This is a genomic window from Sorangium sp. So ce204 (assembly GCF_051526795.1).
GTDB classification, from domain to species: Bacteria; Myxococcota_A; Polyangia; order Polyangiales; family Polyangiaceae; genus Sorangium; species Sorangium cellulosum_B.
In genome coordinates this window covers 11906992-11931856 of sequence record NZ_CP150317.1, presented here as the reverse complement: position 1 = coordinate 11931856, position 24865 = coordinate 11906992, and the positions used below count along the sequence as shown (strand labels likewise).

Genomic DNA, 24865 nt, shown 5'->3' with positions numbered 1-24865 from the left:
GAACCGACGATGCCTTTCATGGATAGCGCCGCCGCTTCCGCCATCGCCCGCTGGATCGACCTCCACGCGAGCCGACCCGACCTCCCGTTGCGCCTCAACATGCGCCTGCTCTTCGGCTCGTCCGCGGTGGCCACCGCGGTGCGCGCCGAGCTGGAGGCCCGCAACAACGACCGGCGCCAATTCTTCGTGAGGAGGAGCGAGGACGACGATGCCGTCTTCCTGCGAAATGGCCGGCCACGCGGCGTCGGGCCCGCGACGACGGTCGTGTACGTCCTTTTTTGGCTCCCCGGGTCGGACGGGCACGCACGCAATGCGCAGTCGCTCCAGGACCTGCGCGGGTTCCACGTCCATGACCTCCTCGGCGACGAGGCGCTGGAGTTCGATGGCGAGCGCCGCATCGCCGAGCAGATCGCGGTCGCGGCCGCGACGTGGACGGCTGAAGCGCACCGGCCACGCGCGAAGGAGCACTTGGGCGCTGCTTGGGAGGCGCTTCGGCGCTGCCTCCGCTTCGGCAGCGGCGGTCGCGAGGGATCCGTGCCCTACGTCCGCTCGCTCTCGAGCTGGCTGCGCTTCCTCGATCGCGCCGCCGTGCCCCAGGATGCCTGGGCGGCCCTGCCCGATTGCGATCGTGCGGCCGCACTGGTCTCGCAGTGGGGCGCGGCGCTCCCCGAGCTGCAGCTCTTCCGATTGAGCGAGCTCGCCGCCGTCCTCGGCGTGACGACCGACCCGACGCAGCCCATCCCGAGGCGCTCCGCCACCGGCGAGGGCCGCTGGCTCGGGGCGCTCCAGGAGATGCTCGGGCAGAACTTGGAGGTCGCGCTCGATCCGACTGGCCTCGGGGAGCTGATCGCCGGCAACTCTTCGCTCGAGGACCAACTCGACAAGGTGCTCCCCGCTGTCCACCTCTGCCGGACCGGAGATCAGGCAGCGGCTCGCAAAACACTGGAGCGCTTCTGCCTGGAGGGGGACGAGCAAGCGCTCGGCGTGGTAGAATGGCTCTTTCACCAGACCGCCGGCAACCGCCGCTCCCCCTCGATGGGCCTGCGCGGCGTGCTGGTCGCGCGCCGCAGCCGGCGCGATCGCCGCACACCGTTGGAGCGCGCGCGCGACGAGACGTTCGCGGTCCTGGAGCCATGGCTCGGCGAGAAAACACCGGAGATGGACGTGGTGCGCGACCACGTGCACCACACCGCCGACAAGGGTGCGCTCGGCTACCAGGCAATCGCCGACCTGCTCGAGGCGCTCGCGGGCGGCGCCGCGCCCGAGGAGCCGGCAGAGCTGCGCAAAGCGCTGGAGAAGGCGCTTGCCGCACCGACCTGGAACGGCGACAGCGTGCGCCGCCTCGTTCCGCGCTGGCGGCGCCTGCGTCAGGGCACTACCCGTGAGCGTGACGTGAAGGCAACGAGCGTGCTCTCCGGGCTCGTCGAGCTGGTGCGCCAGTGGAAAACCGAGGAGGCGTCCGTGGCCGCGGAGGGCGCGCCCGCCGCAGGTGATCCGGAGACCTTGATCGTGCGTTTCGAGGAGCGCGATCCCGTCGAGATCGAGATCGCGCCGGCCACGCAGGACGCGGCGGCCATCCGCGAGGCGCTCGCGAGGTTCCTCCGCGAGAAGGTGCGCGCCGCCGCATTCCCCGACGAGCCCGAGCCGGAGCCCGAGGGCGACGACCCCGAGCACCGTTGCCGCAAGCTCGCGTTCACCGTGGAGCGCGCCCAGCGACGCGATCGTGAGCTGATCGGCAGGATCCACGTCGAGGTGACAGAGGCGGCGCGCGATCTGTGGCAGGTCACGTGCCGTTCGCCGCTGGCACAGTGGCGGATCGAGCTCGAGGGCGAGCCGGTCGGGAGCAACCTGCTCCGGCAGATAGGCAAGGAGATCAGCGGCAACAAGGGCACACGCGGCGTCTCGGTGGACGAGCGCGTCGACGCCGCCTGGAGCGCGTACGTGCGCGAGGGGACGCCGCGCGGAGCGGCCCTGCTTAGCATCGTGGCACCCATCCCCGCGAGCGCCCGGATCTTCGTCGAGGCCTGGTCCGCCGCGCTCGATCCGATCATGGACGCGGCATCAGCAAGCTCGTCGAGCGCCCGGATCGCGGACCTGGAGGCAGAGCAGGAGCGCGCCTTGGATGCCGGGGACATGACGAGGCTCCGCGAGCTGCACAGGCTCATCCAGGCCGAGCGAGCCAAGAAGCCCGCGACCGCTGACGTGGGGCCCATGCAGGCGCGCCACCTCCTGAGTCTGGCCACGGTGGAGCTCCTCGCGAGCGGGGAGAGGTCGCGCGCGTTGCTCACTCCCCACCACCCCCTCGTCCTTCGCTTGCGGGGCGTCGAGGACGATTTCTTGATCGGGCTTCTGCAGGGGCTCTGGACTGGGGGCTGGCGTGGAGAGGAGGCGGACGACCTGAAGGAGTCGCTCGACGACTGGGGCCTCCCGGAGCCCGCGCACGCGTGGTGCGCGTGGGACGGCGATCCTCTGGCGTTCGAGGCCTGGCTCGATGGCGGCTCGGCGCTTTTCTCGCGCCTCGGCGCGAGCCGCGAGGACGACGCGGCGAGCCTGGGCGCGCGCGCGGCGGCCGACATCGTGCGGCGCTACCGCGACCTGTACCCGCTCGCCGCCGACCGGCTCCGAATCCGGATCCAGGCCGATCGCGCCGGGCGCTGGGCGCAGCGGGTCATCGAGGAGGGGCTCGACAGCAGCCGAGCCTACGCGGCAGATATCGATCTGATCACCGACCTCCCCGAGCGAAGCATGACGGCGCTGGAGCGGGAACTGCTCCGCGATGGCAGCAACGCGGAGCCGTTCGAGCTCGGCACTGACGGGACGTTGCCCCGCGTCCGCGTGCGCCGTGTAGCCCACGAGCCCCTGGGCAGCCCGGCGAAGCACCTCGCGCTCGTGGTGGGCGAGAAGATCGACGCGCTCGCCGCCGAGTGGCAATGGCAGCCGCCGCCGGCTGTCCCTGCGGGCGCTGATCCCGTGTCGATCTGGAGCGCCGCGGTGCTCTTCGACGAATCCCTGCCGCAAGTGTCGGGCCTGCTCGATACGGTAGCGGGCCCGCAGGACGCACTCTCCGTGCGCGCGGCGCTGGCTATGGGCATGGCCAAGGGGAGCCAGCCCGGCACTATCCCGGTGGAGCGACAGTCCTTCGATCCGAGCCGCTGCGAGGTCCCGATCGTCGCGGCGCAAGGGTCGGCGCACTGGCTGGTGCTGGCCTCGCGGCGGCCTCTGTACCGCGCGGTACAGCAGGTCGGTCCGCGGGTGGCGACGTTGCTCGACTTCCAGACCCGCACGGAACGCGGTCGCCCCCTCCACGTCTGCATCAGCCTGGGCGTACGCCACGCACCGAACGATGTGCAGGGTCTTGCCGCCCGCCTCCGCGATCTCGTCGGCGAGGCCGACGCTGACGTCGCCCGAGCCCTCCTGCGCCGGGCGCAGAAGGTGGCGCCGGAGCTGGCACTGCGCTGCCTCGGCACGGCGGGCGGGGCCGAGCTGATCGGCCTCGTCGGCCTGCTCCTCGCGGCGGGCTGGCTCGAGGAACAGGGCGGCGAGGGGATGATCCTCGCGCTCGATCAACATCGCTCCCTCGTGGCGAGCCGCACGCGGGGAGACCTGCTCCTCGTGAGCGACGTGCAAGGCGCCGTGCGCCTCCGGATCTGCGAGGCCAAGTGCTCGACGCTCCCGCTCGCGCCCAACGCGCCTGCAATGGTGCACGCGATCCAGCAGATCCAGGCGACCATCCGGGGCCTCGCCCACTTTAGCGCTCGACATGCCCTCGCGGCGCGGACGCGCCTTAAGCTCGCCCGCGCGCTCATCGAGCAGGCCCACATGCTCGGGGTGAACGGAGAGCGCTCGACTGCGGTGATGCGACTCGTCGACCGCGTCCGCGATCCGTCCGTGCCCATCGAGATCGACCAGGGGCCCCACATCGCGCTCGGCTTCAGTCTGCAGGGCATGAGCGACGCGCACGAAGCGACCCCTTGCGGCGAGCTCCGCGTGTTCGGTCGCCCCGCCACGCTCGCCCGGCTGCAGGCCATGGTACGTGCGTCATGAGAACGACATGACAACCCTTTCCCCGAAGCCCAGCGTCGACCCTCCAAACCGGCACGTGCACGAGAGCGGGGACACCAGCAGGAACAACAGCGCCACGTCGTACACGGCGTAACCAGGTCGTGGACCTGCCCTGCTCGAGCACGCGGTGGATGAAGTCTCGCCGCGTTCGATCTGTTCGGATCACGAGGTAGCGGCGTGGCATGCTCGAAAGCTACGGCGAGAGCGCCGGCAGCAGAAATGCGCTCGGCGCCGACCTACTTCGGCCACGCCGTGCGCAGCTGCTCGAGAAGCTCGACCGGCATCTCATGGGTCGACCTGACGCCGGGCGGCCGGCTCGACGTCGTCCTCCGCCACAGGCGCGAGAACTCGGTCCACGAGATCCTGGTGTCCTCGCGGTCCGCATACTCCTCGACGAAGAGGTGCGTCACCCCGTTCTTGTCCTTCCGTCCCAGCAGAGGCTCCGGTGCGAATACGTGCGCCCGTGACGACTTCGCGTTGGGGCGCCAGACTGCGATGACCAAGTCGCCCTGCTTGGCGGACCGACGGAAGATCGAGGTCCCCGTGAACCGGATGTACCCGGGCTCGCTATCGGAGAACCGCGTCTCCTCCCCTGCCTTCGCGCGCTCGCTCTCGACGACCGGCTCTTCGTCCGCGTGCTTGTCCCCATCGAGCGGCACGACGCTGATCAACCAGGCCCTCGGTTCCGCGAGTCGGACCGACCGCCGCCGTCGACTTCCGCGCTGGGCCTGCACAACGGGCAACTTCTCGATCCGGCGGAGGAACCTCTCGTCGATCTCGTCGGCCGCCTGCACGAGGTTCTCGATCAGGAGGCGCACGCCCGACACGGCGCGGGCATCGTCGGAGATCAGCGCCGCCTCCTCGAGCTCGTTCACCGACATCGCCGAGAGGTTCGCCGACCCGACGACGGCGACGCGCCCGAGGAGGAAGACCTTCGCGTGCAACCCGGGGGATGAGAAGAGCCTAGCCCCGCGGTCATGCGCACGGCGAAGAACGGCCGCCGAGGTCTGGCCCGACCTGATCGCGGCGTCGGTCGCGTCGCAGATGAGCGTGTCGCCCTTCCCGAACTTCACCCTCTCGTCGGACGTGACGTAGGCGACCGCGCCGAGGTGCGGACGGTTCTTCTTCGCAAGCCGGTGCAGCTCTGTCCACAGTCCTCCGCTCACGACACGCAGCACCACCCACCTCCTCGTCGCGCTCCACCTCGGCGCTCCAGGGTCGCCAGCGTACCCGCAGGCCCCTCCAGTGTGCGCGCTTCGAGCGCCGAAGGGCCCACCGAACCCCTTGCCCCCCTGCTCGCTCGCACCCGAGTGCCGTCCCGGCCCTCGAGCCCTGGCCTGGCCGCCGCCGGCCTTGATCTAAGCGCGCGAAACCGCTTTGCTTGTCCTCGCCTCTCACAGGAGGCTGCACGATGAGCGAGCGGAAGGGCGAGACGAAGCGCCAGCACTACGTGCCCCGCATGATCCTTCGGAACTTCTCGAAGAACGGAAAACGCCTCTCTCTCTTCATCGACGGCAAGCGCATCGACCGAGCCAGCCTCCGGGATCAGTGCCAGGAGGACTACTTCTACGGCGCCGATCAGGTGATGGAGAAGTCGTTCGCCGAGGAGGAGGGTAAGATGGCGACCTTTTTCGGTGACCTCGCGCCCGAGCGGTTCGCGATCCTGCGCGACGAGGACGTGCACCGCTTGAAGCTCTTCGTCGCCTACCAGCACGCCCGGACCCGTGGAGCGGCCGAGCACCTCAGCAAGTTCACGGGAGCGTTCGCGAAGCAGACGCTCAGGGACAGTCTCGTCCTCAACAAGAGCACCGAGATCAGCCCAGAGGATCTGGAGAGCGTCGAGATCGGCATCAAGGGCGCGCAGCACGAGGCGATTTGGCTCGCCGCGAAGACGCATCCGATCCTCCTTGACATGAATGTCAAGTTCATCACGACGGCACGGACACCTGGTTTCGTCATCGCCGACCATCCAGTCGTCGCCTACAACCAGTTCGCTGAGCACCACCCGATTCTCTCGCGTTATCCCACCAGTACAGGAATGGCGTTGAAGGGGCTCCAGCTCTTCCTGCCGCTGTCGCCAAGCATGGTGCTCGCCGTCTTCGATCCCTCCACTTACGAGTACGGGGGCAAGAGCTCCGTCTGCAAGGCAGGCCCGGCGGACGTCGCCCACCTCAATCGGATGCAAGCGGTGAACGCGTATTCCTGTTTCTACTTCGACGACAGGAGGATGACCGACGCCGCCCTGAGTGACCTGGAGCAGGCGAGAGCGAAGCACCCATCGGTGTACGAGAAGCACGTCGCGACCAGCCCGATGATCCGGCGCGAGGATGGCAAGATGAGCAGGTTCATCGTGGTCCACCACGCAGAGGTCAGGGTCGGCGCCAAGCTGAGTTTCATCCGCGCGATCGACGGTCACTCTTATGAGGACTATAAGGGCCCGAGCGTTCCGATTCGGTCGCGGGAAGTCATGGATTTCGCCGAACTCTACGGAAAGAAGCTGGAGGAGGAGGTCGCCAAGAGGCGAGCCGCCCGACCGGAGGAAGGCACTTCGGACACCGTGATTACTGCCGAGGGCGCATCGGCTCCAGACGCTCTACGAACCTGAGGAGCCGAACTTGCTCGTCGCGCACGGCGGAGCTCCGAGCCGATTGCGCTTCGCCGGAGATCGCCGCCACATGGGCGACGAACGCTGCCGCGTCAGGCCCACTCGCCTCCTACCCGTTGACGTCACGATACGAGGGACAAATTCTCCCGGTCTTGGCTTGGTGGCCGTGACCGTAACAGCTCCGATCATGATGCCCAGAACGCCGCTCACGATCGCACGGATTGGGTGCTCATGATGCGCGAAGTGCGTATCCGGTGGGCAGCGCGAGATTGGGGCTAGAAAGAGCGGCCTATCTCGGCGCGCTCTCCCCCATGTCAGCGCGGGAGAAACTCGTGCCCGGTGGAGTCGGTCTCGAAGATCCGGATGTACCGCTCCGTTACCTGGACGGCGCAGTGCCCCAGCCAGACGCTGACCTGCTTGATGCTCGCGCCGTTCTTGTGCATGGCGCTGGCCCATGCCCGCCGCAGGTCGTGGATGGAGAACTTCGGCAGCCTCGCCGCCTGGCGGACGCGCTGGATCTCGTTCCACACGGCCTTGTCGTCGAGCGCGATCTTGTCGCGAACGCCGACGAAGGCGAGCAAGGCGTCGATCGTGTTCTTCGAGACCGGGATGTCGCGGTACCGGTACCCCTTCGTAGTCCAGTTCTTCTTCGGCGTGATCGTCAAGATGCCGCGCTGCACGTCGATGTTGCCGGGCTCGTAGTGACGCGCCTCGTCGATGCGGATCGCGCTCCCCGCTGTGAGCCGGAAGAGCGCCGCGTACCCCGGCTTCGCCATCTCGTCGGCCTTCGCGAGGAAGATGTCGACCTGCTTCGGCGACAGCGCCAGGGCGTTCGGCTTCGGTCGCGGCTCGCGAAGCTTGAGCTCCTCGAAGTCCTCGTGCTTGAACGGGTTCTTCTCGATGTGCCCCTCACGCTTGGCGAAAGCGAACATCCGCCGGATCGGCGTCAGGTCGCGGTTGACCGTCGCGGCCGACACGTCGGCCGAGCGCTCGCGAACGTAGGCTGACATCACCTTGAACGTCACCTGGTCCGCGCGCGTGATATTCTTCTTCTCCATCGCCTCGACGAAGAACGCGACACGATGGGCGTACGAGTTGGCCGTCTTCTTCGTGTGCCTCGGCGGCCGGCAGTGCTCGGCGTAGAGCATCGCGAGCTCGCTCAGGAGCGGCGGGTTAGGCGCCGGAGCGCGCGTTTCAGCTCCTCCGCGTTCTGCGGCAGGGTCTTCTGACGCGCGCCGGGCGGCGAGTTCGTCGAGCTTGCGCTGGGCCTCGACGCGATCGGCCGTGCCGAGGGAGACCTCGCGACCGTTGAGCCAGCCGGTCCAGAACTTGTTCTTGCCGCGCCTTCTGGCGAGATGATGCTGGCCAAAGATGTGTTTCCGTTTCGGCATGGTGCAGTCCACTTCAAGGCCCCGACGCGGGAGACCTCGAGGATGTGCGTCACGCTCTCGGCATCGACGCGGAGCTGTCGCTTGATCCGGTAGGCGACGAGCTCGCCGCACTTGATGAGGCGGCGAACCGTCCGGGTGGACACGCCGAGAACGGCGGCTACCTCAGCAACCGGAAGAAGATGCGGGAGACTGACGCTGCGAGCGCGGTCCCCTCTACTTTTGTTATCCCGCGTTGCGACCGGAGCTTGCTCACCCGGCGCCGCCGCGGCGAGCTGCGGTTCGCTCACCTCGATGAGGTCGTGCCCGTTCATCTCGCTCACCGTCCTCGGGATTGATCGGCACCCGGCCGCTCGACGACGAGCACGCGCTGCTGGACGAGAGCCTCGTGCACTGAGCGAGGTGTCGGCCCGTGCGCTTCGAACGCGACGGCGAGGTTCCGCCTGGCCAGCTTGTCAGCGTCGAGGCACAGCCTGCACTCCACGCACGTCTTGCCCCTCGCCTCGGCGGAGCACGAGACGATCTTCGCGTTCGACGCCGGCAGCGAGAACGCCTCGTCGGAGGGGAACTCATCGACGACGATCGTGGCCGCGTAGCCCACTGCACGCGCAACCTCGACGTCTTCGGGCTGCTCCACCGATGCGAGCACCGAGATCGAACCCCACGCCTCGCGCGGCACCTCGCGCCAGGCGTGGGTGAACGACCAGACAGCGCTGCCGCCGCGGTCTCGCCAGCGCCTAGCAGCACCGGCAAGGAGCTGAGCCACCAGAGCGGAGCCGACGTCGCCCCCCACATGCAGCCGGAGGTCGCGACCGCCCGGCGCACCGTCTTCGGGGGCGCGTCGGTTGTTGAAGGCGGCGTCAATAAGGCGGACCTCTTCGGCGATGACCTGGTCCGCCGTCAGGCTACGCGCAGCCGCGTCGAGCTCCCGGGCCTTGAAGCGGGCGAAGCCGGCCCTGGCGAAGCAGCCGCCGCTCTTGAAGGCACAGGCGTCGCTGCACGTGACCGCGATGGCTACGTCGGTCGTCGGCACGAACGGGCGTTGCGCACGCGGATGCGGACGGCTCCCGGTCGGCAAGCGCTCGACGGGAGCGAGCTTCCGGTTGTGGCTCATGGGCACGAACCGAGCGGCACTGGCGGCGAGCAGCGGCGCAGCACTCTCCGAGCTGGTGGTGAGGATCTGCAGGTGCGTGCCGACACGTCGCGCGGTCGTTGCGAGCGGCTGGACGTGCTCGCTCATGTCGCGCCTTCCCCTTGTGACAGATCGCGGTGTGAGCTGGTGACGGTGCTGTTCTCGAGGCTCGCGCGGAGCTTCGGCGAAGCCAGGCCGCCGCGCACGAGCGCGATGGTGCCGCGACGGACGCCGAGACCGGCGAGAGCCCGGCCCAGCGCCTGGCGCGACACGTTGAGCTCGACCAGGAGAGCGCGCTCGCCGAGCTTCTCGATGAGGGCGTACAGCGCACGCCGTTCCTCGGCCGAAAGGCCGATATCTTTTGCCCCTTGGCGCATGCTCTCGAAGCTAGCGATCGGGGGTTCGCGAGCTACGGAACACTACACGTGGCGCACTGTTCCGAGCTTACCCCCGCAGGTCCCGGCCGGCTTACTCCGGCACATCGCCCGCGCCGTCATCTCCGTCAGACGTGGTCGCGCTCGCGTAACCTGAGCCCACGTTCTTCAAACGTAGCGGCGCCCGTTCCGCTGCCCTCGCCATCCGTCGCAGCTCCTGCTCGATCGCGTCGCTGACGGTCATGTCGCGCTTGAAGTCGACCTCCTCACCGTCGGTCGTCAGGATGCTCAGGATCGCGAGCTCGCGGTTCGAGAGCTTCCGGCCGTAGGGGAGATCTTGGGGCAGCTTCGCGAACGCGTTCGGCGTGGCGAAGTTCATGGTCCAGGCGAGCCAGTGCCGCCTGTCGGCCGGCCGCTCGTAGTCCTCCCGGACATCGTTCACGAGCGACTCGAGGAAGCGGCGGCGCTGCGTCACGAGCTTGTGCAGCCTGTAGGCGTAGAAGAGCCCGTTGTCCGGCCGTCTCAACTCGAGCCCACGGCTCTCGAAGAACTCCAGGGCCTTGGCCGCGGCCTTCCGGAACTCGTACATCACGCGCCAGGCTTCTGCCTCGACCTTCCATCGCTGCGTGAGGGCCTCGACGCGAGCCACGCGACCGGCGTTCCAGACATGGCCGAACGCCTTCTCGTACTCCTTCTTGCACTGCGGGAGGAGCTGCGCGAGGAGCTTCTCCTTGGTGGAGAACCGCTCCCGCTTGTCCTTCCGTGTGGATGGCTTCCGCTTCATCGTGACCGAGCCGTAGCTTACGCGCGGCCGCCCCTTGATGGCTCCCGTTCGGGCGTCGGTCTCGTGGACCTTGCGAGCTGTGCTGCCGCGTACGGGCGTGGCACGATCCGGGGCTCCAGTGAGCGCAAGCTTATCGCGCTCAGGCTAGCGAAAGAGACGCTCGACACCGGCCACCGTCTGGGCCCGTTCATGCACATCGTTCGGTCCGAGCAGCGCGGGCCGGGGGGTGCCGCAAGTAGTTCAAGAACGTGAAGGACGACCTGACGATTCAGCCGTGAAAACAAGGCGGCTTCAGAACACCGCTGGCCCACCTCGTTGTAGGTGCCGCGGCGGTGCTCCGGGGGGTTCTTCCCTTTCCACAGATCATTGTGGCCGAATGACATCGGCTGAAGCTGTCAACTGGGGCGGCTTCCACGAAAGAGGCGTGACGATGGAACAGATCGAGATCAGGACTTCCACCGCGGGCACGACGATCCCGCTCGCGGCGTATGACCAATCGCTCACCAAGGCCGCCGAGCTGGCGACCGGCCAGCACGCACTCACCGATGCGGCGGAGAGGATGAACGTGAGCGGAGGCGCCGCTCTCACCGAGGCCGTGGCAAGGATGAACGCGAGCGGAGGCGGCTCTCTCACCGAGGTGTTCGAGAGGTGCCGTGCGGCGCCTCCGAGCCGCATGGAGCACGGTGTGAAGGCCGCGGTCGCGCCCGCTGCTCCTCCGAGCCCGCCGGCGCCGATCACACCGGCTTCTCCTGCACTCGATCCGAGGGCGCTCGAGATCCTCCACAAATGCGCTGACGCGGCCGAGCGGGTCCACCGTACGGGGCGCTACGCCGCGGCTGTCCAGGCGTCCTGAGCAGGATCACCTCTCGAGTACCGAGCTGCGGGGCGCGTCATGCCGATGCCCCCGCAGCGAGGGCGCTTCGACCCGATGGCCGACAATCTCAGGCAAGGCCCGCGAGGATCATCACGATGAGCCAGACGCTACCGCCGAACAGACGCCGCGGAACCCAGGACGTATCACGCTCGAAGTTGGAACCTTCCGAGCGCGGGCAGCGGGGTCGGCTTGATCCGGCTCTCGAAGCCTTGCTCTCGAGCCGGGCGGTGCCCAACCATGTGGCCAGCGGTCCGGGGAACATGACCGGCACCGTCGCCCATGGCGAGCCCGCTGCGAGCACCGCCTCGGGGCTGATGCCGGCCACAATCTCGCCCGCTGCCGATCCCTTCGCCCAGCGCCGGGACGAGGTCAGGGCGGTCTTGCTCGCCTCGGCCCCACGCCCGAGCGCCGCCGAGACGCTCCTGTACGACGTCGCCAGCCGTGAGCTCGCGATCTACGTCGCGCTGTCCGAGGCGCAGGAGCAGCTGGCACGCGAGCTCCGCGAAGCCGTGAGCAGCGACGTGCGCGGCGTGCTTGCCATCAGCAAGGTGCTCCGCGAGGTCACCCAGGTCACGGGTGCCATCGAACGCCGTGTCGAGCACGTACTCACAACCGCCACCTCCCTCCGAGCCCAGCGCAGATTCCTCGAGCTACAAGGGGGGCGCGATGAGACTTGATGCGCCCCTTGCCCGACTTGGCGAACTGCGGATCGAGGACGTGCGGCGCGTGCTGGGCGACCAGATCTGGAAGGTCAACCACGTCGACGTCTGCGTCCTGGCGCCTCCGGGAGGCATACCGACGGCGCAGCGGGTGTCGCTCGGGCGCAAGAAGAGCGGCCGTGGTGATCACCTCGCGGTGCTGTGCCCTTCCTGTAGCCGGCCGAAGGAGATCCTCTACGCCAACGGCCACGGCGGGCTCAGCTGCTCCATCTGCTCGCGGAGGCGGACCCGGGAGCAGCGGGAGGTACGCACGACCGCGTGGAAGCTGGGCGGACGGGAAGAGGATCGTCTCCTGCGGCTGCTTCAACGTGACGGCCTCCCCTCGGCCGGACTGGATCTTGCTCGCGCGCTCGCCGAGGAGATCGTGCGCGGTGACCGCGATCGGTTCGATGCGCTCCGCCCGCGGATCGAGGCGGCCTTGAAGTTCCGGGAGGTACGAGCCCGATGACGATGACGTCCGAGACCACCACCGAGAGCAGCCCGTCCGAGGCCACCCCGAGCTCGACAGAAAACTCCCGGGCAAGGGCGGCGTCACCGCGCCGACGCCATGATCAATCGAAGGTGAGCGGGCGTGCGCAAAGGACCACGTCGGTGAAGGCGTTGCTCGTGGAGATCGAGCGGCTTCAGCACCGGGTCGTCGTGCTCGACGAGCTGGCCGAGCAGGCGCAGACGCTGTTCATCGGCGACGGCGAGATCCCGCCGAAGTACCTCGTCGGAGCCGAAGGCGGCATCGCCGTCGCGGTACGCATCGAGGTGGTCGAGATGATCCAGGCGGAGCTCCGGCGCGCTGGAGATCGCGCGCGTGAGCAGCTGGTTCGCCGTCTGGCGGCCACGCTCTCCGCGCCGGAAAGTGAACCGGTGCCGTCTATCCACGAGGGCATCCCCGCGGGCGAATACAGTCCGGAGGACGAGGGGATCCTGGCGCAGCTCATGTCGCGTCTCGTATCGAACCGAGTGGCGATCGCGCGACCGCGGTGATCGGTTCGACGAACACCAAGGGGGCCCTCCGACAGCCAGCTCTTCGGCTCCCGCTGCACACCGGTGCGCTTCGGGGCTAAGGCTCGCCCGCAGATCATCACGACGTCGAGAATTACCCTGCCGACCGCGCCCGAGTTGCACCGGCCGCGTCCCCCCGACGAGCTCAGGGCATAGTCGTTCTCCCCGTACCTCTTCACACGGGTAGAACTCTGCCCATGTTGGTCGAGAGCATCACCGGGGCCCCGGTCGTCATCGATCGGGCATTCCAATGACTCGTCCCCTTCATCGAACCGGGAGCCGTTCTTTTGCCGATCTGTTCCCGTCCGCAATACGACACACCGCCGTCAACCATCACCGACGTGTCATTCCAGGCCCGCCGCCCGGCGAAGCCTGTGGAGGTCCCAGGACATATGAATCCTGATCGTTCTCGAGGGCTTGTGATCGCAGCTACTGGCGAGTTGAAGGTGGTTCTTCCCTCCCCCGGCGTACACCATCGGACTTCACCAGGGGCGGTTTGGGGTGCTTACTGTCATCCACCGCCCGCAGCTATGGGTTGAGTTCATTGGTCGGGAAGGCGCCGGGCCGTCGAGCCGATCTGGCGCCGCCGTTACCAAGTCGTGCGTTGCGGTCGGCGAGTGGCGCTTCGCTCCGAAGCGCGCTCCACCGATCGTGAGCCACCCACGAGCCGTGCCGCTCGGCGAGCTTTGCGCTGATGCCGCCCCCGGCCGAGCTCGAGGCCAGCCGGGGTGGCCCCAACATCGACAGAGCCATCACCGCCTTCAACGAGCAGATCAAGGACCGGAAGAACGACGAGCTCTCCCGCGGCGTCCTCGTCGCCGACGGCGACTAGCTCAACCGCACCACGGAGGTTCCGACCAGGACTTCACCAAGGACACGGCTGCGCGGACCGGCATCAGCCGGACCGCCGTGCAGCGCGTGCGCCGTAACGGCCACCTCCCGCCCGAGGCGTGGCAGGTGGTTCAGGACACGCCACTGGCCAAGAACCAGAAGCTCCTGGTGAAGCTCTTGGACAGCGTGCAGGCGCTGCCGGACAACCAGACGATCAAGAGAGCGCGCGAGTTCGTCGAGTTCTCGCAGAAGGCGGCCGCCAAGCCGCTGACGAGAGAGGAGGCTGTGGAGCCGCCGTCGGACATGGCGATCATGTACTGCGCCAGAATTCCGCCCTCGGTGCAATTCGACGATGGTCAGCTGCGCATCCGTGACCTCGACCTCACCGCGCTCCTCCTGCTGCAGAAGCCCAGGACCATCCAGGCGGTCATCAAGGGCAACCTCGAGTTCCTCGACGGTCGAGGGTCGAGGGTCGAGGGTCATCGCGTGCGCCCGCTCTCCGTGCAGACGCAGATGCCCACGGGCGGCGTGAGATAGGACACTAAAGAGGAGCTCTGGCTGAGCGCTCAGGACGTCCTGCTCGTGGCCAGCCAGAGCCGCACACGGATGGGCAAAGAGATTCACGAACTCCGCCGATTCGCCGGAGCGGGCGACAGCATCGGCCGCCTCCTGCCCGAGGCACAAGCAGGAGGTCTTCGAGACCAAGATCGCCAACCGCCGGGGCCTTCTCGTGGACCTCTCCGACAAGCGCAAAGGCAAGCCGGTGGAGGAACAGGTGGCGATTGCGTGCGACCTGGTCGCGAACCCGGCCGAGCACACCCCGCGCTCGAGGCCCAAAGGCGGAGCCGGCCGCGCCTGTCCAGGAGGCATGCCGGCCACCGCGCGCATCGGGATCATGCCTTTCACCTTCCGCGGCGACTTGCTCGACGTGATGCGGCAGCCCAATAGGGACGTCGGCATCGTGCTCCGAAGGCTCTGCGAGGTCGCCGGCATCAACCAGACAGCCAGGCGAAGCGCCTAACCCGCACAACAGCCACCGGCGCTCGCTGGGCCTGTACGGTCATAGTGACCGTGCAGGTCGGCAACCAAGGGCGGCCCGTGGTCATCCTGCCGCGCCGGTCCATCCCGGTGTGGGCTGCCACGCTCGAAGCCTTACGGTGCACTCCCTCCGTGCGGCCGAAGCTCGTGACGTTCCAAGACGACGCGGCCGATGCCCTGGCTGCGGTCTACCTGCCGGACAGCGCTCCGCTCGCGGAGCGCCTGGAGAAGGTCATCGCGCCTCTGGGCGCCAGCGATGTGAAGCTCGAGCGCCGGCTCGCTGCCCTGGGAGCACACCGGTGCGATCGACGCCCGAGCGCTCATGGTGGTCCGCTAGATCGACCCCGACGACGCCGGCTGCTCTGTGAGTCTCCTCGTCGAACAGCCCCGCCTCGCACACAATCCGGAACACCGGCTCCTGCAGTTCGGTTCAGTTACTTCGCCGTGTCCTAGACTCGGTGATCTACGAACACGATTGCATCGTTTTTCCGTGTCTTCACATACGTTGTGCCGATACGCTACCCTATCGTCCTAACTACCATGTTTCACCGAAAGACGATCCCTCGCGTGAAGAATGGGCGCGTCCAAAGGAAGAACCGCGACGCCGCCACGGCGCCGGACGATTACACCTTTGGCACCTCGCTCCAGATCATCCGCCGCGCTCCTGGTCCCTACAACGTCCACGTAGTCGACGAGGACGACGTTCGTCGCTTTCTAAGTTTGCTTCCCGACTGGACGACGCTTGGTGTCGGCATCCCCGCTATCGTGATCGATGCTAACCGCCAAGAGTTCGAGGGATGCTATCGAAAAGACGGCGTCATTGTGCTCACGTCCTGGCCCGCGGAGATGGTGCGGGAGGTCCCCCTGTGGCACTATGACGCACACTGGGAAGTGCTCGAACGCATCGGCGTGCCCTGCGAGATTGTCGAAGCCCCGACCAACGAGGACGTCGCGTACGACCTCGAGCCGGAGCCCTTCGCACGCTGCTGGTTCGAGCCACACACGGCGCGCGATTATACGCTCATGCACATCCTCCTCCACGAACTCGGCCACCACCAGGACGCTCGGACGCTGCGCCGCGGCGCGCGGGTCGATCGCGGCGAGGACTACGCCGAGGTATTCGCGTTCCAGCGGGAGCAGGAACTCTGGCCTCGCTACCGCGCCGCCTTCGGGCGCCCGCACGGATGCATTGAGGGCGCGCCGAGGATCGTCGGGCTCAGTGAGGAGACCACACTACTTCGTGTCGCTCGTTTGCTTCACCGATAGGCCGGCCGCAGAGGTGGAGAGCCCAGAATCCGGTCGGACCCGATGGAGCTTCGGCTCGGGCGGTGCGCCTCCCTTCCACAAGAGGTAAAGGTGGGAAGTTCTGGCGGAGCGACAGAGATTCACCTGGTTGGCGTGCGGCGCCGGCTGTGGGACCTCGGCCAGTCGCCCCCTCACCCGCTCGCCCGCTACTCATCGCCAGGCGCATGTGGTGGGTGCGCTTCTACAGCGAGTGCGCTCTAATGCTTGTGGGCCGTAACGCAGCGGCCGGACTGGAGGATCTATGGCAGGCGGCGGCAAGGGTAGTGGCAGCGGCAAGGGTGGTGGCGGCAGTGGCGGCGGCGCCAAGGGAGGCGGTGGAGGTGGCGGTGCCAAGGGCGGGGGCGGCGGGAAAGGGGGCGGCGGGCAGGGTCCCGGCTGGCCGAGCGGGACGGGCAAACCCTCAGGCGGAGGTCGGCAGAACAATCCGCCGTCGAAGTAGGTAGGCGACGATCCGGCCGGCCACCGGAACCGGCGGTCGACGGTGAGGCGCGCCCGCTCCCCGCCTGGCAGAGCTACGCCGGCATTGGCTCCCGCTGACAATCCACGCCGACCGCCGAGGAGCAGACGGCGTGCCTCGTACATTCGAGTACGCCACGACGTGGCACGTCCGGAGCGCCGAACAGGGTCTGCGCCGTCGTATCGTCGCGGGGGTAGAAGAAGAACGAGCGGTCGCCTCTCTTCTCCCCCACGCCGGCCGGATCACGCCACCGGGCACAGCGCCTCGATCGTAATCCTGCTGCACCGATCCAGGGGCTCGTGTAACCAGTCCTTGTACCGAACGAGGAAGTCGGGCAGATCGCTTTCGCCATTGATCCACCGCGGGGCGAGCACCTGCTGTTCCTCGACGCCACGGTGCATAGGCGTTGATCATCTTCTGCTCGAGGCGGGCGACCACCTCGTCGGGCACGCCGCCGGCAGCGTAGAGCTTCCTGTAAAAGTTGAGCCGGCGCAGCTAGAGCATACGCTGGTCCTCCGCTGTGAGCTCATCGAGCCAGGCCGTCAAGTTGATGGCGGAAACGATCCGGCGCGTGGGGTTATTGCTGATGGCCTCGGCGAGGCCGAAACCTACGGGGGGACATCTTCCTCGCCCAAGCCGCGGTGCTCGTCCTCGTCGGCGAAGTCGCTGAAGCGGAGCACCTCGAGGTTGCCCTCCATGAAGTTGTGCGGGTCGAGCGCGTTGCGCTTCCTCTGGTATCCCTCGCACGCCACGTAGTGCCTGCTCGCGTCCGTCGCCAAGAGCCGGCACGAGTTTACGAAGTTCATCGTCGACCAGCTCGCCGCACTCGGCGTAGCGCTCGCACATCACCCAGGTCTGCACACTGGCACTCTGGAGCCGGTCTTCACGCACAGCTTCCGGAAGGAAGCGGGCGACGGATGGAAGATGCCGCGCCGATGCGCCGCCCTACACGCCGACGGGAAGATGAACGCGCCGCTCGCCGCGCGCTTCTGCTGGTTGCCCGGCGCCCCGGATGATCTTCGGCATCTCGTCCCACGTCCGACCGTCGAGCACCCGTCCCGCCCGCGACTTCATCACCCCGCCCCACTGCTTGAAGAAGAACGGCACTCCGTCGCGCCGGCACTGGTCCCGGATCGAGCGCACCCACTCCGGCGCCATCGGCCGTGCACGGTGCCCGCTCTCTCCCCCGACGATGACCCAGTGGATCCCCGCGAGCGGCAGGGCGTCGATCGGCCCAAGCAACGGCTCCACGCTGAGGAACCGGATGCCGGCGCGCACGCGCCGCAAGTGCTCGATGCGCCACGTGTAGGCGGCAGTCTCCACGCTCACCCCGAGCCAGATGTTCGGCGCGAGGTCGAGCTGCGGGGCGAGCTCTTCGAGGCGCTCGGCCCTCTTCGTCAGCACCTGGAACTGGTGCTGCTTCGCGGCACGCATCACCGCGAACACCTTCTTGATGTAGTCGAGCGGGATGTCCTCGTGGAACAGATCGGACATACTGTTCACGAAGACGAGCCGGCCCCGCTTCCAGCGGAGCGGCAGCTCGAGCGCCTCGGGCACGAGGCGCAGGTCGAAGCCCCGCTCGAAGGGGTGACCAGGCACCCCCCGGAACCGCTCCGCGAAGGTCTCGGCGTAGCAGTGCTTGCAGCCGGGTGAGATCTTCGTGCACCCTCGTACCGGGTTCCACGTCGCGTCCGTCCACTCGATCGCGCTCTGGTCACTCATAGTCCGCTCATCTGGGCACGCGTGCAGTATCCTAGGGCGAGGACGGGCTGACCGAAAGGGGGCCCGAGCACAGGGGGAGCAGTGCGAGTTCCCGCGCAGTACCAGGGCCGAGAGCAGAGCTACCTCAAGCACCGCGTCCTCGAGGAGTACCTCCTCGCCTGGGGCCACAAGCTCGGCTCGCTCGCGCAGCGCCGCCGCGTCCGCCTCTGCTACGTCGACGGCTTTGCGGGGCCGTGGCAGGCGAAGGACGCTGCCCTCGCCGACACGTCGATCTCCATCGGCCTGGAGGCCCTCGAAGCGGCGGTCAAGACGTGGCGCGACAAGGGCCACTCGATCAACGTCGACGCCTACTTCGTAGAGAAGGACCCGCACGCGTTCGCCAGCCTCGAGCGCTTCATCAAGGGGCGCACGGGGCGGGTCCACGCGCAAGCGTTCCCCGGCGAGTTCGGCGCGCACGTCGGCAACATCCGACGACTCCTCGGCGGAGACCCGGGCTTCGTCTTCGTCGACCCGACGGGGTGGAAGGGCGCGGCGATGCGCTTCATCGCGCCGCTGCTCGCAGACTCGCGGCAGCGCGACGTGCTCGTGAACGTGATGTTCGATCACATCAACCGGTTCAAGGACGACCCGCGGCACTTCCTGCGCGAGCAGATGCGCGAGTTCTTCGGGCTCGCGGACCGCGACATGCCGGCGGCCCTCAGCGAGGAGGAGCTCTTCGCGCTCTACCGTCGCCAGCTCAAGGAGCAGTGCGGAGTAGAGTACGCCGCGGATCTTGCGATCCCCCATCCGACCGTGGAGCGGACGAAGTTTCGCCTCGTCGTCGGCGGCAACAGCCCCGCGGTCCTGGAGGTCTTCCGCGACGCCGAGCGGAAGGTAATCGGCGCCGAGGCGGCGAGCGTTCGCGATCAGGCAGCGCTGCGAGCCAAGGAAGAGAAGACCGGACAGCTCACGCTGCTCGCCGCGCCGCCGGCTACGGACTCGCGCTACGAATCGCTGCATGCCCGCGCTCTCGCGCAGGCGCCGCGTGATGTTCTCGCCCGGCTTGCGACGAAGAATTCGCTCGAGTTCCGGAAGTTGTGGCCCGAGCTGCTCGAAGCGCACCACGTCACGAGGCCCGAGCTCGGGAAGCTCGTCTGGAAGATGTACAAGGAAGGGACAATTCGGATCTTGAACTTGAAACCGGACGAGCGAAGCGTGAAGGACGATCATGTGCTCGCCACACGTACGTCCGTATAAATCCTAAGTGACAGGCAACCCGCGACCACAAGTTCAACACTGGCATCGGCCGGTCGCGCTGGAGCCCGGTGCTTGCGGAGTGGGGTAGATGTACACGCCTGCCGTGGACAGCTGACCGGCTGGAGTGCGTCTGGTCGGCCTGCAAGGCAGTCGATGGGCGCTAAGGGGTGTCCATCATGTACACCCCTTTGGTGTGCAGGCAGCCCAGCTGCAGGGGGGCGCGCTCGACCGCCAGGGTACACAGGGTTGCCAAGGGGCGTGCATGATGCACTCCCCTTTAGCGTGCGGGCAGCCCAGCTTCACCGAAGTGCGCTCGACCCCGCGATAAGCGCGAGCCAGGACAACGGGATATGGATGACTTTGATCGGCTGGTCGAGATCGAGGATCGCGCGATCGCCTGCGTGCAGACCAGGGCAACCTGAGCGCGCCGAAGCCTGTGTCCTTCCGAAAGAGTAGTGAGACGACGCGTTCTCTTTCCAGCAGTTCAGGGCGTTCTCCTACCGAACTCTTCCCGTTTCCTATACGACACACCGCCGGCGCCCACCACCACGGGGGTACCCTAGGGACACTGCCGAATCGATCTGCCTGGGCGGCAGCATGTTGGAGAAGACTGCTTTCCCTGCTAGCTCGGCGTACGATCGAGATGGGCGCCCGGTGGTTCTTCGCTCGCCGGGTCGGGGCGGGTCTCATCGAACTTTCGTTGCTGCAGCAGACTCGCGGCCGTGGAGGATTGTGGAGACGTCTCCACTTTCTCGTACCGGACCACCTCCGTCCGAACGCGCGCTCGCGGGGCCACCAAGCCGGCCCGGTGACCCCGCGGCGCACACGTCGTCCTCCACTCAGTTGATTCGGCCACTCACCCCGCCCTGCGTCGCCGCCACGCTCGTGCCCTTCTGAGGATGCCGCGCTGGCGTGCAGGGTGCACCCTCCGCCGGCTTGCCATCGTACGACGCCGCCAGCGTGGCCGCGAGGAAGTCGAGGAACTCGACCACGTTCGTCTCGATGTTCGCGGCGCAGCAGAGCACCATACCCGCCGGCGCGTCGATGAGGCGCATGGACTTGTTGTCCTGGATCGTGACGCCGCGCTCGTTTTCAAGCGTCGGAGCAATCCGGAAGTGCCAGCCGGTATCGTCATGGGGCCAGCCGGCATGGTCATGGGCGAAAGAGAGGATGTACGTCTGCTCTGCAACGCGGCCGAGCCCGCCGTTGTAGACCGCGGTCCGAGGCGGGTAGGTGAACGGCTCGGCACCATAGAGAGCCCCCCACTGCTCCGACTCGTACCCGAGCCCTTCGACGTTCTTGGTGAGGAACTTCTCAGCGCGCTTGATGCGGGCGAGCGCCGCACGGTAGTCGCGCTTCACCTTCTTCACGGTGGCGGTCGCGTCCTTGAGCACCTCGACATAGATATCTTCAAGAGATGAGATCTGCATTGGCTTGTTCTCCTTGAGCGAATTCGAAACTGGAGCGCTACGAGCGCTTGTCTGCTCGAGATTGTCACCCGGCGTAGGTTGTTCTCACCTCCTCCTTGAGCTCACACGCGACGGGCAGCCCCGACAGGCCAGGCAACGTCGGAGGGACCGCTGACATGATCGTCTTCATGACATTCCCGGCTGCGATCCACGGGCAGGAGTCTTCGTGCCGTCGTGCGGCGGCACCAACACAGAGGCAGGCGCTGCACTCCACCACCACTTCGTCGTGGGCATGGAAGGCCACCCGGAGACCCGCCTGCTCGAGCTGCATCGCCTGGTGCACCATCAGATCGCGGGCGATGGCCTGCACGATGTTCTCGATGAGCACCTGGGGCGTGACCCGGGCGCGGATCTGGCCGTCGAGGAATCGCCGCTGCCCCTGACCGCGCCCTCGCGACCGGACCGACGGATGACACGTCGCCGCCGGCGCATACCAGAAGGCACGTTGGGGTCCACGCAGCCCGACCTCGTCCTCGGCGAGGACGGAGCGGTAGAAGAGGGAGCGCCCCGTGGGCAGGCCGACCACGACTGTCGGCCCCGCCGCCGGCGGCTCGCGGCTCAGATGAATCGGACAGGGCCCCGCGGGCGAGGCGATGTGCTGGTCGACCGCATTGGCGAAGTGCCGGTGTAGGGTGTATCGGATGCGACGGATACGCGGAAACATCTCCTGGTACGCGCCGAACATCCGCTTCACGAGCTCCGCATCGACGCCGGGCACGGCGGCGCGTACACGCTCGAGGAACTTGTCGAAGCCCATGCCGAAGCCGAGGCCAAGCACGGCCTCCTTGCCGAGCTGGCGCAGGTGGTCGTTCTCGCCGCCCTTGACGATCCTCACGCCGGGGAAGATCGGCTGCGCGAACCAGATGTAGACGTCGCTGCCCGGCATCGCGAACTGGTCGAGGAGCGCCTGCTCCCCCGCCACCCAGGCGACGACACGGGCCTCGATGTTGGAAAGGTCGGCCGCCCGGAAGGAGGAGCCCTCGGTCGGCACGATCAAGGTCCGCTCGCGGCCGAGCTCCGGGATCTTGGCGCTGTTCTTCGTCTTGAAGAGCGTGTGGATGTTGAGCTTGCCGGCGTCGCGCCCCCCCGCGGTGAACCTGCCGGTGTGCGCGCCGTAGTAGTGCGCGAAGTTGTAGATGAGGCCGCCCGGGATTTTGGCGTAGGCGCTCACGCTCTGCGCGGCCTTGCGCAAGGTCTGAAGCCGCTGCCGAAGCGCGAGGAACCGCTGGGCCTCAGGGGCGTGCGCGATGGCATCGGCGCGGGTTGGATCGCGCTTGTCGAGGGACGTCAACTTGATGCCCCAGCGGCCCTCGAGAACGGCTAGGACCTTCTTGGTCTTCGACAAGTCGCTGGTATCGAAGTCGAAGCTCGATGCGAATTGGGTCAACGTCTCCGCACGCAGGTTGGCGAGCTCCGTCGCAAACCCCGCCGCCTTTGTCATGTCGACGCGGAGACCGCGGAGATTGGCCGCGGTGGTCATGCTGTTGATCTCGAACTCGGCGGCGGGGTACTGCTCATCCGCGACAGCCCGGCTGAAGATGAGGCGCGCCAGGGCCGCGTCGGTCGCGCAGTACCGCATCATCTTCTGCCGCAGGGCGGGGTCCAGCAGGCTCGCCTCGGTGAAGGGCGGCGCCTCGAGCTTGTTCTTGCCGAAGAACGCGGCCGCGTTGGCGAGGCCCGCCTGGATGCCCAGGAAGCGGGCGTAGCCGGTGGTGTCGAAATATCCCGAGAAGTCCAAACCACACCGCAGCCTGCAGACGAGACCGTCGAAGCCGACGTTGTGCGCGACGAGCCGCTGGCCCTCCTCGGCCGCTTTCCGCAAGACGGCCTGTGCCTGATCGAGGCCCGCGGACGAGGGGGCGCCCTTCCAATAAACGTGGGCGTCCCCTCGTCCGAGGGCGATCGCGACGCAGAGGACGTCGAAGCGCGGCTCGGTCAGGTACTCGAACGTGCTCATCTTCTTCAACGACAGATCGCCCGTCGTGACCGTCTCGAAGTCGACGAACACGCAGTCTTCGACGCGCGGCCTCACGGCGTGCCACCCTTCGCGCTACCCGGGCCCTCGGTGTTGAGGAGCTCGTCGTCGCTGAAGACCGTCGGCGTGTCGCTCGGCTGCGCATCGCTCGGCGGCCGCGTGGTCGCCTGCGGCGCCGCGCTTGTATCCACGGTGTTTGCCTGCGTCGTCGGAGTGGCCGGCTGCGGCGACGTGGCTTTTCCGGAAGAGAGGACCTGCTTTTCATAGTCCTCGACGGGGACGAGGATGAAGTTGCGGCTAGAGCGCGTGAACTTCACGGCGTACTCGGCGTTGCCGATCTTGACTGCGAGATATGGCACCTTGCCCGTCCGTACGGCGGCATAGCCGGATTCGCGGATGATACGCGTCGTGAGCGTCCTGGCCTTATCGCCGAAGGTCGCGAACAGCTCACGATAGCCGGCGATGCCCTTCATCTGGTCGATGAAGAGCGACATCCTGTAGGAGGGGAGCGTCTTCATCTCCAGTGACTCCTTGACGCCGCGGGTTATGGCCTTCTTCCTCTCGCGCTCGCCCTCCTCCTTTGCGCCTGGCGTCGCGATGAACTCCATCATCGCCTCAAAGATGTCGCTCAGATCCTGCCCCTGGACCTCCGGCAACGCGGCATCGAGGAGGCGGGACAGGGCGACCGGAATCTGAAGGCGAGACCGGGTATCGGTCTGGCGCAAGTACCACTCCGGCTTCTTCGACTCGATGAGGCGCTGCAGGTTGAGCAGAAGCCCCGGCGCGGCCTGCTTGACCTCGTCGAGCACGGCGCCCTTTGAGATGGAGTCGTCCATGTCAGCGACCGAGATCATCACCGTCCGGCGGCTGATCTCGCGGCGGTCGGGCAGGTCCTCGGCGGAGTCGGCGACAATGACGAACGAGTTCGGGATACTGCGCTCGTTCTCGCGCATGCCGCGCGCGGTCAGCGTGCTGGTGCCGGCGACCTGAATGAGGGTCTCGACCATCCCGAGGCGCTTGCCGGCCTCCTTCGCACGGGCGTAGACGGCGCCCTGCGCGGCGGCGAACGAACGCTTCGTCTCCTGGTCGTTCGTGATGTTGATGTCAAAGCTGCCCCGCAGCGGGTGGGGGCTCGTCGCCCCCCAGACCGCGGCGGCCATCTCGGCCAAGAAGTCCTTGCCGGCGCCCGGCGGGCCGATGAACCAGAAGATGCCGAGCTGACCGCGGCCGATGTCGCGCAGGAGCGGAGCGGCAATGCAGGCGACGAACAGACGGACATCGTTCTCGGTGGCGAGCGGCAGACGGCCAGCACGGAAGAGGTCGAGGAAGAACTCGAGCGCCGGGATCTCCTTCGTGTTCGGGGGAAAGGTGAACGCTAGCGTTGCCGTGACAGCCTTCGTGCCAGGCTCCACCTCCCATCCGTCTTTCACGTAGGCGACAGGGAGGTCGTAGCGCGTAACGGCGGGGACACCGAGGACCCGGAGCGCCGAGCGCTGGCCCATCATGCTCTTGTTCATCAGGGAGCTCGTGGTCGGTACCCACCCGGGCACGTACTCGCTGGTACCGTCCTCCGTCTCCTCCTCGACAAGGGCCCACGCCGCGGTCGACTGGCACTCGTGCAGGTTCGACCTTGTGCTCGGCCCGCTCTCCTTGCAGTTCACGAAGTAACGCCGCCCGGCCGCGTCGTGGTACGCGAGGCGCTGCTCGACCCCGGAGAAGTACATGTGCACGGGGCCGAACGCGCGATCTCCCGCCAGGCGCTGCCGATAGATCGAGAGCACCCGGTCGACGGCCTCGGGGCTCTCCGCCTCGCGAAGCGCCTTGTCGTACATCCACGCCGTGAAGGCGGCGTGCCGCAGCGGCGCCGGCCAGTTAGAGAGCTTGTGCTCGAAGAGCTG

At 67.4% G+C, this 24865-nt stretch carries 24 protein-coding genes and 1 pseudogene; 13 read left to right on the top strand and 12 right to left on the bottom strand.

Annotation, left to right across the window (positions count from 1 at the left end; genetic code table 11):
* Positions 1-18: 18 nt before the first annotated feature.
* A complete protein-coding gene (locus WMF22_RS45100; RefSeq protein ID WP_438033737.1) occupies positions 19-4044 on the top strand; it encodes a hypothetical protein in 4026 nt (1341 codons plus the stop codon).
* Positions 4045-4298: 254 nt separating this feature from the next.
* Here the strand turns inward: WMF22_RS45100 and WMF22_RS45095 are convergent, their stop codons facing one another.
* Positions 4299-5243 carry a phospholipase D family protein gene (locus WMF22_RS45095; RefSeq protein ID WP_438033736.1) on the bottom strand — a complete coding sequence of 315 codons (945 nt, stop codon included), beginning with the start codon at positions 5241-5243 and terminating at the stop codon, positions 4299-4301.
* 230 nt (positions 5244-5473) lie between these two features.
* On the opposite strand from WMF22_RS45095, the gene WMF22_RS45090 reads away from it, so the two are divergent.
* Complete coding sequence (locus tag WMF22_RS45090) at positions 5474-6667, top strand: DUF4238 domain-containing protein (protein WP_438033735.1); 1194 nt, start codon at positions 5474-5476, stop codon at positions 6665-6667.
* Positions 6668-6981: 314 nt separating this feature from the next.
* Here the strand turns inward: WMF22_RS45090 and WMF22_RS45085 are convergent, their stop codons facing one another.
* From WMF22_RS45085 to WMF22_RS45065, 5 genes and pseudogenes are all read right to left on the bottom strand, one after another.
* Positions 6982-8058 carry a tyrosine-type recombinase/integrase gene (locus WMF22_RS45085; protein WP_438033734.1) on the bottom strand — a complete coding sequence of 359 codons (1077 nt, stop codon included), beginning with the start codon at positions 8056-8058 and terminating at the stop codon, positions 6982-6984.
* Between the two features lie 47 nt (positions 8059-8105).
* Positions 8106-8369: pseudogene (locus WMF22_RS45080) on the bottom strand (helix-turn-helix domain-containing protein); the annotation flags it as partial.
* A gap of 5 nt (positions 8370-8374) precedes the next feature.
* A complete protein-coding gene (locus WMF22_RS45075) occupies positions 8375-9295 on the bottom strand; it encodes a DUF7227 family protein (protein ID WP_438033733.1) in 921 nt (306 codons plus the stop codon).
* Positions 9292-9564 (bottom strand): hypothetical protein, encoded by a 273-nt coding sequence (locus WMF22_RS45070; RefSeq protein WP_438033732.1) that lies wholly within the window; start codon positions 9562-9564, stop codon positions 9292-9294. The genes WMF22_RS45075 and WMF22_RS45070 overlap by 4 nt, the downstream gene beginning before the upstream one ends.
* 91 nt (positions 9565-9655) lie before the next feature.
* The gene (locus tag WMF22_RS45065; RefSeq protein ID WP_438033731.1) at positions 9656-10345 is read right to left on the bottom strand and encodes a hypothetical protein; all 690 of its coding nucleotides are present in this window, start codon (positions 10343-10345) and stop codon (positions 9656-9658) included.
* A gap of 430 nt (positions 10346-10775) precedes the next feature.
* Between WMF22_RS45065 and WMF22_RS45060 the strand changes: the two genes are divergently transcribed.
* The 9 genes from WMF22_RS45060 to WMF22_RS45020 all read left to right on the top strand — a co-directional run bounded on the left by WMF22_RS45060 (position 10776) and on the right by WMF22_RS45020 (position 16069).
* The gene (locus tag WMF22_RS45060; protein ID WP_438033730.1) at positions 10776-11198 is read left to right on the top strand and encodes a hypothetical protein; all 423 of its coding nucleotides are present in this window, start codon (positions 10776-10778) and stop codon (positions 11196-11198) included.
* A gap of 116 nt (positions 11199-11314) precedes the next feature.
* Positions 11315-11896: a hypothetical protein gene (locus tag WMF22_RS45055; protein ID WP_438033729.1), complete on the top strand. Its 582-nt coding sequence runs from the start codon at positions 11315-11317 to the stop codon at positions 11894-11896.
* Complete coding sequence (locus tag WMF22_RS45050) at positions 11886-12386, top strand: hypothetical protein (protein WP_438033728.1); 501 nt, start codon at positions 11886-11888, stop codon at positions 12384-12386. Before WMF22_RS45055 ends, WMF22_RS45050 begins: the two co-directional genes overlap by 11 nt.
* A 2-nt stretch (positions 12387-12388) precedes the next feature.
* Positions 12389-12916 (top strand): hypothetical protein, encoded by a 528-nt coding sequence (locus tag WMF22_RS45045; RefSeq protein WP_438033727.1) that lies wholly within the window; start codon positions 12389-12391, stop codon positions 12914-12916.
* 712 nt (positions 12917-13628) lie between these two features.
* Positions 13629-13766 (top strand): hypothetical protein, encoded by a 138-nt coding sequence (locus WMF22_RS45040; protein WP_438033726.1) that lies wholly within the window; start codon positions 13629-13631, stop codon positions 13764-13766.
* Between the two features lie 86 nt (positions 13767-13852).
* Positions 13853-14302: a hypothetical protein gene (locus WMF22_RS45035; RefSeq protein ID WP_438033725.1), complete on the top strand. Its 450-nt coding sequence runs from the start codon at positions 13853-13855 to the stop codon at positions 14300-14302.
* 193 nt (positions 14303-14495) lie between these two features.
* Positions 14496-14786 carry a hypothetical protein gene (locus WMF22_RS45030; protein WP_438033724.1) on the top strand — a complete coding sequence of 97 codons (291 nt, stop codon included), beginning with the start codon at positions 14496-14498 and terminating at the stop codon, positions 14784-14786.
* Positions 14741-15256: a phage antirepressor N-terminal domain-containing protein gene (locus WMF22_RS45025; protein WP_438037333.1), complete on the top strand. Its 516-nt coding sequence runs from the start codon at positions 14741-14743 to the stop codon at positions 15254-15256. The genes WMF22_RS45030 and WMF22_RS45025 overlap by 46 nt, the downstream gene beginning before the upstream one ends.
* A gap of 114 nt (positions 15257-15370) precedes the next feature.
* Positions 15371-16069 carry a hypothetical protein gene (locus tag WMF22_RS45020; RefSeq protein WP_438033723.1) on the top strand — a complete coding sequence of 233 codons (699 nt, stop codon included), beginning with the start codon at positions 15371-15373 and terminating at the stop codon, positions 16067-16069.
* Between the two features lie 738 nt (positions 16070-16807).
* Here the strand turns inward: WMF22_RS45020 and WMF22_RS45015 are convergent.
* The 3 genes from WMF22_RS45015 to WMF22_RS45005 form a co-directional block, all read right to left on the bottom strand.
* The gene (locus tag WMF22_RS45015) at positions 16808-16966 is read right to left on the bottom strand and encodes a hypothetical protein (RefSeq protein ID WP_438033722.1); all 159 of its coding nucleotides are present in this window, start codon (positions 16964-16966) and stop codon (positions 16808-16810) included.
* 207 nt (positions 16967-17173) lie between these two features.
* Positions 17174-17371, bottom strand: a complete 198-nt coding sequence (locus WMF22_RS45010) for a hypothetical protein (RefSeq protein WP_438033721.1) — start codon at positions 17369-17371, stop codon at positions 17174-17176.
* A gap of 139 nt (positions 17372-17510) precedes the next feature.
* On the bottom strand, positions 17511-18287 hold the full coding sequence (locus tag WMF22_RS45005; RefSeq protein ID WP_438033720.1) for a DUF5131 family protein: 777 nt from the start codon (positions 18285-18287) through the stop codon (positions 17511-17513).
* A gap of 81 nt (positions 18288-18368) precedes the next feature.
* Here WMF22_RS45005 and tcmP point away from each other — a divergent pair, with 81 nt between their 5' ends.
* Positions 18369-19523: a three-Cys-motif partner protein TcmP gene (tcmP, locus tag WMF22_RS45000; RefSeq protein WP_438033719.1), complete on the top strand. Its 1155-nt coding sequence runs from the start codon at positions 18369-18371 to the stop codon at positions 19521-19523.
* Between the two features lie 839 nt (positions 19524-20362).
* Here the strand turns inward: tcmP and WMF22_RS44995 are convergent.
* From WMF22_RS44995 to WMF22_RS44985, 3 genes are all read right to left on the bottom strand, one after another.
* Complete coding sequence (locus WMF22_RS44995; protein WP_438033718.1) at positions 20363-20953, bottom strand: hypothetical protein; 591 nt, start codon at positions 20951-20953, stop codon at positions 20363-20365.
* Positions 20954-21017: 64 nt separating this feature from the next.
* On the bottom strand, positions 21018-22814 hold the full coding sequence (locus tag WMF22_RS44990; RefSeq protein WP_438033717.1) for a DNA polymerase: 1797 nt from the start codon (positions 22812-22814) through the stop codon (positions 21018-21020).
* Positions 22815-23020: 206 nt separating this feature from the next.
* Entirely contained in the window at positions 23021-24484 is a 1464-nt protein-coding gene (locus WMF22_RS44985) for a hypothetical protein (protein WP_438033716.1), read from the bottom strand.
* On the opposite strand from WMF22_RS44985, the gene WMF22_RS44980 reads away from it, so the two are divergent.
* Positions 24471-24635 carry a hypothetical protein gene (locus WMF22_RS44980; protein WP_438033715.1) on the top strand — a complete coding sequence of 55 codons (165 nt, stop codon included), beginning with the start codon at positions 24471-24473 and terminating at the stop codon, positions 24633-24635. The two genes, WMF22_RS44985 and WMF22_RS44980, sit on opposite strands and share 14 nt — an antisense overlap.
* Positions 24636-24865 lie beyond the last annotated feature (230 nt).